The sequence below is a fragment of the Streptomyces sp. NPDC001532 genome, from assembly GCF_040298625.1.
GTDB lineage: Bacteria > Actinomycetota > Actinomycetes > Streptomycetales > Streptomycetaceae > Streptomyces.
On the sequence record NZ_JBEPAL010000019.1, the window covers coordinates 108,611 to 119,553 of the forward strand.

The 10,943-nt window shown below is 72.7% G+C and carries 3 protein-coding genes; all 3 read right to left on the reverse strand.

The window, feature by feature from the left end; translation table 11 throughout:
• Positions 1-328: 328 nt before the first annotated feature.
• Positions 329-553, reverse strand: a complete 225-nt coding sequence (locus ABT232_RS19380) for an MbtH family protein (RefSeq protein ID WP_351841399.1) — start codon at positions 551-553, stop codon at positions 329-331.
• Positions 554-578: 25 nt separating this feature from the next.
• On the reverse strand, positions 579-2,915 hold the full coding sequence (locus tag ABT232_RS19385) for an ABC transporter ATP-binding protein/permease (RefSeq protein WP_351841401.1): 2,337 nt from the start codon (positions 2,913-2,915) through the stop codon (positions 579-581).
• Positions 2,916-3,118: 203 nt separating this feature from the next.
• Positions 3,119-10,942: a non-ribosomal peptide synthetase gene (locus ABT232_RS19390; protein WP_351841403.1), complete on the reverse strand. Its 7,824-nt coding sequence runs from the start codon at positions 10,940-10,942 to the stop codon at positions 3,119-3,121.
• Between the last annotated feature and the right edge of the window lies 1 nt (position 10,943).

A 10,943-nucleotide genomic window follows, 5' to 3' on the forward strand; every position in this document is an offset into this window, starting at 1 on the left:
CGGCGCGGTACCCGCAAGCAGCTCGCCGATCAGTCACGGCGCGGAGCTGGGCACGGTGGTGGGTGAGTCAGGGGCCGGGCCGAGGGGACGGCACGAGGGGACGGCACGCGGGGCGGTGGAGGTGTCGGCATGCCCCACGCACCGGCTATTGGCTGTTGGCTGCCGGCTGAGGCGCCTCGCCGGCTCCGGGCCCTCCGTAGGCCGCGGGCCCTCCGTAGGCTCCAGGCCCTGCGTAGGCTCCAGGCCCCCGTATGCCGGGGCCCTCGGCCGATCGGGGGACCCTCTCGCCGTCCTGGAGGGCCTCTGCCGACCGCCGACCGCTGCGGGTTCACCGTCCTCCCTCCCCGGCCCGGGCGAGGCTGCGCGGTCGCATGTCCGTCCACGTCCTGTCGACGTGGTCGAGGCACGCCTGCCGGGTGTCCTCCGGATGGACGACGGTCCAGCCCTCGGGTACGTCCGCGAAGGCCGGCCACAGCGAGTGCTGGCCCTCGTCGTTGGCAAGGACGAGGAAGCGGGCTTCGTCGTCGTCGAACGGGTTCGTCTCGTACGTCATCTCTGCTCTCCTGGCGCGGTGGTTGTCAGGCGAGTGCCGGTCTGCCGGCCTGCAACTCCCACAGGGTGGTGTAGGTGCCGCCGCGCGACACCAGTTCCTCGTGCGTGCCCTGCTCGGCCACCACTCCGCCCGGCCCCATCACGTAGATCTGGTCGGCGCCTTGGACGGTGGACAGCCGGTGGGCGATGACGATCATGGTGCGGTCCACGCCGAACGCCTGGAGGGCTTTCTGGATGACGGCCTCGGTCTCATTGTCGACGGCCGAGGTCGCCTCGTCGAGGATGATGACCGGCGGATCGCGCAGAATGGTGCGGGCCAACGCGATGCGCTGTTTCTGCCCGCCGGACAGTTCGGCGCCGCGTTCACCGACCCGGGTGGCGTAGCCGTCGGGGAGGGCGTCGATGAAGGCGTCGGCACCCGCGGTGCGGGCGGCGGCGACCAGTTGCTCGTCGGTGGCGTGGAAGGTGCCGTAGCGGATGTTCTCGGCGATGGTCGCGTCGAACAGGAACGGCTCCTGGGTGACGTAGCCGATCGTCCTGCGCAGGTCGGGCAGGGCGAGGGTGCGCACGTCCACGCCGTCGAGCAACACCTGTCCGCGCTCGGGGTGGTGGAAGCGCATCAGCAGTTTGGCGATCGTGGTCTTGCCCGCGCCGCTGGTGCCGACGATGCCGGTGGTCCGTCCCGGAGGAATGACCAGCGAGGTGTCGCGGAGCGCCGGTGCCCGGCCGGGATAGGCGAACGTCACCCGCCGTAGTTCGATCTCTCCCTTCACCTGGTCGGCTGCCACCGGGCTGCCTTCCTCGACGGGTTCGACGGGGAGGTCGTGCAGTCGCTCCACGCGGTCCAGGGCGGTCAGGGCGCGCTGGTACTGGTCGGCGGTGCTGCCCAGGCGCGACAGCTTCAGCATGGCGATGCCGGGCATCTCGATCAGCGGCCCGAACGCCGCGGTCGACAGGGTGCCCTTCAGTACCGCCCGACCGCCGAGCAGCACGGTGCCGACCAGGGCCGAACCGCCTGCCAGGCGCAGCACCTGGGGCGGGATCGCCGCGGTGCGTCCGGTGGACCGGTTGGCCTGGCTGCACTCGCGGTTCAGCTCGTTGATGCGGGCGATCTCGTGCTTCTCGGTGACCGCGGACTTGATGGTGGCGTGGGCGTGCAGATTCTCGGTGACCCGGCTGTTGAGCCGGGTCCGGTGCTCGTCGGAGGCGGCGTGGCTGGCGACGGCGCGTTCGTGGAAGCGGAAGGACAGCCAGGCGACGACGGGGATCGGTGCGAAGGCGATCCAGGCGATCTGTGGCGCGAGCAGCAGGAACGCCGGTACCAGCAGTCCCAGGCTGGTGATCATCTGAACGACGTCGTTCATGTGTGAACCGACGAAGGTGCCGATCTGGCCGATGTCCTCGGACAGAACGGTGTTGACCCGGCTGACCCGCTCCCTCTCCAGGTCGGCGGGCGCCACGTGCTGGATGTGCTCGTAGGTGCGGGTGCGCCAGTCGTCCTCGACGTTCTGTGCCAGCTGCCGCCAGACGACGGTGGCACCGTAGCCGGCGGCGGCCATGGCGAGGCAGGCCGCTCCGGCGGCTCCGACGAGGAGGGACAGCTGGCCGGTGACGGTGGCCAGGCCGAGGCCGGCCAGGGTGGCGCTGCCGCCCTTGGCGACCAGCAGCACGATCGACGGGCTCAGCGCGAACAGCGCGATCTCCGCCAGCTGCGAGATGCCGGAGAGCAGGGCCGCCAGGGCGAACTTGCGCTTGTGCGGGCCGAGGATGCGGCGCAGGGGATGGCGGCGCGGGGAGGTGCCGTCCGCGGCGTCCGCGTCCTGTCGGGCGGCCTGGTCGGATCTGCGCCAGGCTCGCCGGACGACGCCCGCCGTCGCCGCCGCCGTCACTCCGAGGGTGACCAACGGCCGGGCGAGCAGCCGCAGGAGGAGCGGCCCGCCGCCCACCGCCGCCGCTACGACGCCTCCGACACCGAGCGCCCTCGGCAGCCAGCGTCCGGAGCCGCTGCCTGCCCGGTGACCCGGGCGGTCACGACGGGGGCCGGTGCCCCGTTGTGGCGCTGAGGCGCCCTCGGCCACAGCGGCCCCGGCGGGCGACGGGTGGCTCGGCCCGCCGGTCGCCGCCGTACGCAGCGCGCTCATCGCCCGTTCGACCGTCCGCCGCAGCAGCCGGGCGGCCTCGCCCGGGCTGAGGGTGCGGTCGTGCCGCAGCAGGACCCGGCCGGTGACCGGGTTGACGCGTGCCTCGTCGATGCCCGAGGTCTGCTGGAGAGTCCGCTCGGTCAGCCGCGCCAGCGTGGGTCTGCCGCGGACGTGGTCGACCTCCCAGCGTTGGCGGCCGGGAACGACCGAACGGGGCCGCATTCTCGCTCTCGCGCGAGGACGATCTGTCATCGGAGGGGCAGCGGGTGGGCTTGCATGCACGGTTATCGCCACAATCACTGGTTTCCGGCGGTCCTGCCGCCGACGGCATCCTTCAGCACGGCTTCGACGAGCACACCCCGCGTATTCGCCGGGCGGGGACGCGGAGGTGCTGTCCCCGGCTTCCGCTTGTCCGCATCGCGGTGTCACCGTTCAATGAAGCTCCAGTAGCCGCGGATCGCCGCTTCGTCGATCTCGGGGATCGTGATGCCCAGGTGCCTCAGCCGGCGAAGGGTGCGGTCGTTGTCGAACGCCATGGCCGGCTGCTCCGCGGCGGGTGCGTCCTGGGCATGCTGCGCGTGCTCCTCCAGGTAGGCCTGGTAGGGCAGGATCGGCAGGTCGTGTCCTCGCGCGGTGGCCTCGCGAAGGCGTCGCAGCCATACGGTGAGCGGGACGGCCTCGGTGTGCTTGTCGTGCAGCCGGTCATGGGCGGCCATGAAGGCGTCCGGGCCGATGCTGCGCGGGTGATGATGGTGGTGCACCAGGGCCGTACCGCCGCCGTGGCGCAGCAACTCCACGAAGGCGCCGGCGAAGACATCGACGGGGAGCAGGGCTTCCTCGAAGGCGGAGTCCGCCGGGTAGCAGTCGAGGGCCGCGCAACTGGTCAGCAGCCGCGAGAACATGTCGTCCGGATTGACGGCACCGGTGGAGGTGTGGGCCCAGACACGGCCCAGGCGGTGGATGCCGCCCCTCGCTCCGCGCTCGAAGGCACGCTCCACCAGCCGGTCGGCCACCCACTTGCTCGCCGCGTAGCCCTTGCCGTACGGATGGCGTTCCGCCTCGATCGGCGAATCCTCCGTGACGAGCCGGGGCTCGGGTCCGGCTCTGAACACTCCGAGGGTCGACAGGTGGTGGAACGCCTTCGGGCGGCCTTCACCGGCCAGGTGCAGCAGGGTTCGCGTGCCCTCGACATTGGCCGGCTTGAGGCGGGTGTAGGGCGAGAGGTGGTGGACGTGTGCGCCGCTGTGGACGATGGTGTCGACCGTCTCACGAAGGCGGCCCCAACTGGTCGGGTCCAGGCCGAGGTTGAAGGCGGTCAGATCACCTCGGACGACTTCGAGCCTTGAGTCGTGCAGCGTTGAGTCGTGCAGCGTTACGTCGTGCAGCCTTGAGTCGTGCAGCCTGGTGTTACTCGGCCCTGGATCGCCCGGCGTTGCCGTGATGCCGTACGCGCGCAGGGTCGCGGCGAGCCTCTCTCGGGCCTCGGCGTCGGTCCGGGCACGGACGAGGCAGTGCACGCGGGCCGTGGTCCGGTTCAGCAACTCGGCCAGGAGGAAGGCTCCGACGAACCCGGTGGCCCCCGTCAGCAGGATCTCGCGCGGGGCACCGGCCCCGGCGGCCTGCCCCGGATCGGTGGCGGCGGCGAAGCGCAGGACGGGACTCAGTTTGGCCTCCGAGTCCGGCACCCACTTCGTGGTCGAGTGCAGGGCGTCCTCGTGAAGGAGCCGGGCCAGTCCCGCCGGCGTCGGTGCCTCCAGGAGCGCGGAGAGACTGAAGGGCACGGCCAGGGCTTCGTCGATCCGGCTCGCCAGGCGGGTGGCGAGCAGGGAGTGGCCGCCCAGCGCGAAGAAGTCGTCGTCGGCGTCGACCGCGGGCACGCCCAGCACCTCGGCGAAGAGCGCGCACAGGGTGCGTTCCTCGGGGCTGCTCGGAGAGCGGCCGCGTGCGTCAGCGTTAGCGGTGGCGGTGGCGGTGGCGGTGAGGTCAGGCTCCGGCAGCGCGTTACGGTCGAGCTTGCCGTTCGGCGTCAGGGGCAGGGCGGCCAGCGCGGTGAACGCGGACGGCACCATGTGCGCGGGAAGGCGCTCCCGCAGGAAGGCGCGCAGTTCGGCCGGGTCGACGGCCGCGCCGGGGACGGGCACCGCGTAGGCGACCAGGCAGGGCTCCGCGAGGCGGTTTTCGCGGGCGGTCACGGCGGCGTGGGCGAGGTGCGGGTGGGTGGCGAGGACGGCCTCGATCTCGCCGGGTTCGACGCGATGACCGCGGATCTTGACCTGGTCGTCCGCGCGTCCCGCGAACAGGAGCAGGCCGTCGGCGCGCCTGCGGACCAGGTCGCCGGTCCGGTACATCCTGCTGCCGGGCGGGCCGTAGGGGTCGGCCACGAACCGCTGCGCCGTCGTTCCCGGCCGCCGGAGGTAGCCGCGTGCCAGGCCGACGCCCGCGATGTACAGCTCGCCGGTCACGCCGGGCGGCACCGGCCGCAGCGCGGTGTCCAGTACGTAGGCACGGGCGCCCGGGACGGGCTGTCCGAGGACGGGGGTGGCGGCGGTGTCCAGCCGGGCCTGTACGCAGTCCACGGTGCACTCGGTCGGCCCGTACATGTTGTGGGCCGTCAGCCCGTCCACCGCGCGCAGTTCCTCCCACAGCCGGTCCGGCAGTCTCTCGCCGCCGAGCACGGCCATGGTCGGCCGCCACCACTCGTTGCCGAACAGGTCGTGGTCGTACAGGACGCGCATGTACGAGGGGGTGACGTCCACCGTGTCGATCTTGTGGTGGATCAGCCAGGGCACGAACCGGTCCGGGGCGACCCAGGTTTCGGCATCGGGTACGTGCAGTTCGTGGCCGTCGAGCAGTGCGGCCAGCTGTCCCCAGGAGGCGTCGAAGGACACCGAGGCGGTCAGGGCGACCCGCAGCCTTCGCCCGCCGACGCGCTCGGCCGCGGGCCGGAAGACCTGATCGCGGTAGCGGGTGGCGATGTTGACCACGCTCGCGTGGCGGGCGACGACTCCCTTGGGGGTGCCGGTGGAACCCGAGGTGTGGATCACGTACGCCGCGTGGTCCGGTGACAGGGCTGTCAGGACGTCGGTGTCCGGCAGCAGGTCCAGCTCCTGTGTGGTCTCCGGTGCGTCCAGCAGCAGGTACGGAGTCGCTGTGGTGAGGCCGGTGGCCGCGGCGGTGGCCGTGTCGGTGACCAGCAGCGCGGGTTGGGCGTCCGCGACCATGGCCGCGGTGCGCGGGCCCGGGTACTCCGGGTCCAGCGGCAGGTAGGCGGCGCCGGCCTTGAGCACGGCGAGGACGGCCACGATCAGGTCGCTGGAGCGGGGCAGGGCGACGGCGACGATGTCGTCGGCTGCGACGCCGCGGGCGTTCAGGGCGTGCGCGAGCCGGTTGGCGCGGGCGTCGAGCTGGGCGTAGGTCAGCGTGGCGTCCTCCGCGACCACGGCGACCGCTTCGGGGGTCGCGCGGACCTGTGCGTGGAAGCGCTCGGGGATCGTGCCCACGGAAGGTCGCGCCGGCGCGGACCGGCCGGTGTCCGGCTCGCCGAAGTGGTGGCGGCGCTCGTCGTCGGAGAGGACGTCGAGGTGGCTGATCGGACGGTGCGGGTCGCGGACGGCCGCTTCCAGCAGCCGCACCCAGCGCGTGGCCAGGTCCTGGACCGTGCCGTGGTCGAACAGGTCGGTGGCGTAGTCGAGGGTCCCTTCCAGGCCCAGGCATTCGCCTTTCTCTGAGCGCTTCTCGTGGACGCCGATGTCGAGGTCGAACTTGGCGGTGGCGGTCGACACCGGGATCCTGGAGGTGCGCAGGCCCGGGAGGTCGAACACCGCGGCTTCGTCGGCTTCGACGGAGAGCGCGGTCTGGAACAGCGGATGGCGGGCCGGTGAGCGCGTCGGGTTGAGGGTCTCGACGAGCTGTTCGAAGGGCGCGTCCTGGTGGTCGTAGGCGGCGAGTGCGGTGCCACGGACGCGCTCCAGCAGTTCGGTGAACGGCGGGTCGCCCGAGGTGTCGGTGCGCAGCACCAGCGTATTGACGAAGAATCCGACCAGGTCGTCGAGGGCTTCGTCGGTGCGGCCGGCGATGACGCTGCCGACGGGGAGGTCGGTTCCCGCGCCCATCTTGGTGAGCAGCGCCGCCAGGCCCGCGTGCAGCACCATGAAGAGACTGGCGCCTGATCCGCGCGCCAGCTCCACCAGAGCGGTGTGCAGTTCCGCGTCGACGCGCAGGGGCACTCGGGCGCCTCGGTGGGAGGCGTGGGCGGGGCGGGGCCGGTCGTACGGAAGGGCGATCTCGTCCGGCAGGCCCGCCAACGCGTCGCTCCAGTAGGCGAGTTGCCGGCTGAGTGGCGCCTGTGGGTCGTCGGAGTCGCCCAGCAGCCGGCGCTGCCACTGGGCGTAGTCGGTGTACCGCGCCGGCAGTGGCTTCCAGTGCGGCTCCTCGTCCCGGAGCCGGGCGGCGTAGGCGGTTGCCAGGTCGCGGGCGAGAGGGGCCATGGACCAGCCGTCGGCGGCGATGTGGTGGACCACGATCGCCAGGACGTGGTCGGTGGGGCCCAGCGCGAACAGCTCGGCGTGCAGCGGTGGTTCGACGGCCAGGTCGAACGGATAGCGGACGGCTTCCAGCAGGCGGGCGTGCAGCGCCTCCTCGTCGTCCAGTTCGGTGACGGGCAGCCACGGGCGGGCCGCGGACGCGTCGATGATCCGCTGGACGGGCCGGCCGTCGACCTCTGCGAAGACGGTGCGCAGGCTCTCGTGCCGGCCGACCACATCGGCCAGCGCCGCCTCCAGCGCCTGGCGGTCCAGCTCGCCCGTCAGGCACTGCACCAGCGGGATGTTGTAGGTGGCGCCGGGGCCTTGCGCACGGTGGATGAACCACAGTCGCTGCTGCGCGAACGACAGCGGGGCGGGGTCGGGTCGCGGCTGCGGGGTCAGGGGCGGGCGTTCGCGCTGGGCGTCGTCCAGGCGGGTCGCCAGGCGGGCGACGGTGGGCGCTTCGAACAGCGCGCTCAGGGTGAGGTCCACGCCGAGCACGGTCCGGATGCGGGACACCAGGCGGATCGCCAGCAGGGAGTGTCCGCCCGCTTCGAAGAAGTCGAGGTCCGTGCCGGCCTGGGTCAGCCCGAGCACGTCCGCGAACAGCTCGCAGAGCAGCTGCTCCCGTGGTGTGCGCGGTGGGCGCGCGGTGGATGCGGCGGGTTCGTCCTCGGGTTCGGGCAGGGCGTCGCGGTCCAGCTTCCCGTTGGGGGTGAGGGGCAGTTCGTCGAGGATCGTGAAGGCCGAGGGCACCATGTGTCCGGGCAGACGCTCCCGCAGCCGTTCGCGCAGGCGCTCGCGCAGCGGCCGGGCGGGTGTCCCCGGCTCGTCGGCCACGACGTAGGCGACGAGGCGCAGGTCTCCTCGCTGCCGGTCGGGGCGGGCGAGCACGGCGGCCCGCGCGACGCCGGGGCAGGCCGTCAGCGCGGCCTCGACCTCTCCCGGCTCGATACGGAACCCGCGCACCTTGACCTGGTGGTCGGCGCGACCGACGTATTCCAGTTCGCCGTCCTCCCGCCACCGCACCACGTCGCCGGTCCGGTACATCCGGGTCCCCGGCGGGCCGTATGGGTCGGCGACGAAGCGTCCGGCTGTCAGGGCCGGCCGGCGCAGGTATCCACGCGCCAGCGACGGGCCGGCGACGTAGAGCTCTCCGGCGGTGCCCGCCGGTACCGGCTGGAGGGCGCCGTCCAGCACGTAGACGCGGGAGCCGGGGATCGGCTGCCCGATCGGCGGCGCCGACTCCGACGGCGCCAGCGGTTCGCTCATCGTGGCCATCACCGTGGTCTCCGTGGGCCCGTAGGCGTTCAGCACGCGGCGGTCCGCCGCCCATCGCGCCGGCAGCCCGGCGGGACAGGGCTCGCCTCCCACCACGAGGGTGGAGACAGCGGCGTCCGCCTCCGGCACCACGGCCAGCGCCGACGGCGGCACCAGGGCGTGCGTGACGGGGAGGGCGGGATCGGTGAGGGCGGACACCGGGTCGGCCGCCGGGACGACCAGCGCGGCCCCGGTGAGCAAGGCGGCGCACAGCTCCCACACGGAGGCGTCGAAGCTGGGCGAGGCGAACTGGAGCACCCTGCTGTCGGGCGTGATCTTCAGCCGCTCGGCCTGCGGCACGGCCAGCGACGCGATGCCGCTGTGCGTCACGACGACGCCCTTGGGCCGCCCGGTGGAGCCCGAGGTGTAGATGACGTAGGCCGGGTGCCGCGGGTCCAGGGCGATGCGCGGGTCCGTGTCCGGCTGTCCCTCCGAAAGCGTCGCCACTCTTCGCGGGTCGTCGAGCAGCAGGGCCGGGCGGGCGTCGGCGAGCATGTACTCCTTCCGCGCGGCCGGATACGCCGGATCAACCGGCACATAGGCGGCTCCGGCCTTGAGCACGGCGAGGATGGCCACGACGTATTCCTGCGACCGGGGCAGGGCGAGCGCCACCATGTCCTCGGGGCCGACGCCCCGGGCGGCCAGCGCGTGCGCGAGCCGGTTCGCCCGCGCGTTCAGCTGCGCGTACGTCAGGGTGGTGCCGTCCGCGACGACCGCCACCGCGTCCGGCGTGCGCCGCGCCTGTTCCTCGAACAGCGTGGGCAGCGGCACGGCCGGCGCGCCCGCCGCGGTGGCGTCGCCCTGCTCGACCAGCTCGCGTCGTTCGCCGGCCGACAGCACGTCCAGCAGGCCGACGGGCCGATCGAGGTCGAAGTCCGCCACGTCCGCCAGGAATCGCAGCAGACGCTGCTGGGTGTCGGCCAGTTCCGTCTCGCTGTGGGCGCCGGGAGCCGCGTGCAGTCTCATATGGGGGCCCGAGCCGTCCCTGCGGTCCCACACCATGATCACCAGGTCGGCGCCCAGCGGGAAGGAGAGGTTGTGCGCGACGCACCGGTGCCCGGCGAAGGTGATGTTGTAGTCGAACCCGATGAGGTTGACCACCGGTGAGAACACCGTGCCGAGCCCGCGGGAGAGGCCGAGGTCGCGGTGCAGGTCCTCCCCGCGGTAGCGCTGGTGCTCCACCGCTTCGCGCATCCGGTCGTCCACCTGGGCCAGCAGGTCCCGCAGAGGCATGTCGGGACGGATCGACAGCCGGACGGGAACGCTGTTGGCCAGCATCCCCGGCGTCCTGCGGGACACGGGGTCCACTCGGCCGGCCACCGTCAGCCCGACCGCCACGTCCCGCGCACCCGTCAGGCGATGCGTGTACAGGGCTACGGCGGCGAAGACGAGCCTGAAGCGGGAGACGTCGGCGCGCGCGGCCTGCGCCCGCAGCTCCTGCGGGCGCAGCAGCGGCAGCAACTCGGTCCGAGGGACGGCCGCGGGCCCGGGACGCGCGGTGGACGGGCGCTGCTCCGCCGGGCCGGGGACTTCGGCCACATGACTCCGGTCCGGGACCGGCTTCGGGGTCGGGGTCGGGGGCGGGGTCGGGGGCGGGGTCGGTGTCGGTGTCGGTGGCCGTGTCGGGCTCGGGCTCGGGCTCGGCTTCGGGGTCGGGCCTGGTTCAGGGCTTGGGCTCGGGGCCGGGCTCGGCGGCCCTGGGATCGCGCCGGTCTGCGTGCTCGTCCACCCGGACAGCTGCCGGTGCCAGTACGCCCGGTCGGCGGCGTGGTCCGTGGAGGCGCGGTAGTCCTGGTCGGCCTGGACCAGTGCCGACAGCGGGCCGAACGGGCTCGGGCCTGGCTTCCGTTCCTGTGCCAGGGCCGTGTACACCTCGGCGACCCGACGGGCCACCAAGGAGTAGCCGAAGGCGTCCACGGCACCATGGTGATAGGTGTGGTACCACCAGAACCTGTCGGGTGCGAGGCGCAGCAGCGCGAAGCTGAACAGGGGGCCCGAGGCCAGGTCCATGGGCCGGGCCAGGTCGGCGGAGATCCAGGCGCGCGCGGTCCCTTCGGCGTCCGTCTCGTCACTGACGTCGACGAAGGGCAGCGACCAGGACAGTTCGTTTTCCAGGAGTTGGACCGGTCCGTCCTGACCGGCGACAAGGCGCACCCGCAACGCGTCCGTCTCGGTGACCACTTGGCGCAGTGCCGTCTCGAACACCGCCGGTTCGACCGGGCCGCGGATCTCCAGGTACTCGCCCAGCCGCAGCGCCTGGTGTCTCTCCGGGGAGTGCTGCTCGGCCAGCCAGATCTCACGCTGCCCCGCGGTCAACGGGAGCACCTCGACCGTCGGTTCGGGGGTGTCGTCGACGGCCGGCGCTCGGCCACCGCCGTGCTGGGCGCGAAGCTGATGACGGGACAAC

Bases quoted from the DNA above. Each gene is read 5' to 3' on its own strand.
- ABT232_RS19380 (WP_351841399.1), bottom strand. From the start codon at position 553: ATGACGTACGAGACGAACCCGTTCGACGACGACGAAGCCCGCTTCCTC.
- ABT232_RS19385 (WP_351841401.1), bottom strand. From the start codon at position 2,915: ATGCGGCCCCGTTCGGTCGTTCCCGGCCGCCAACGCTGGGAGGTCGAC.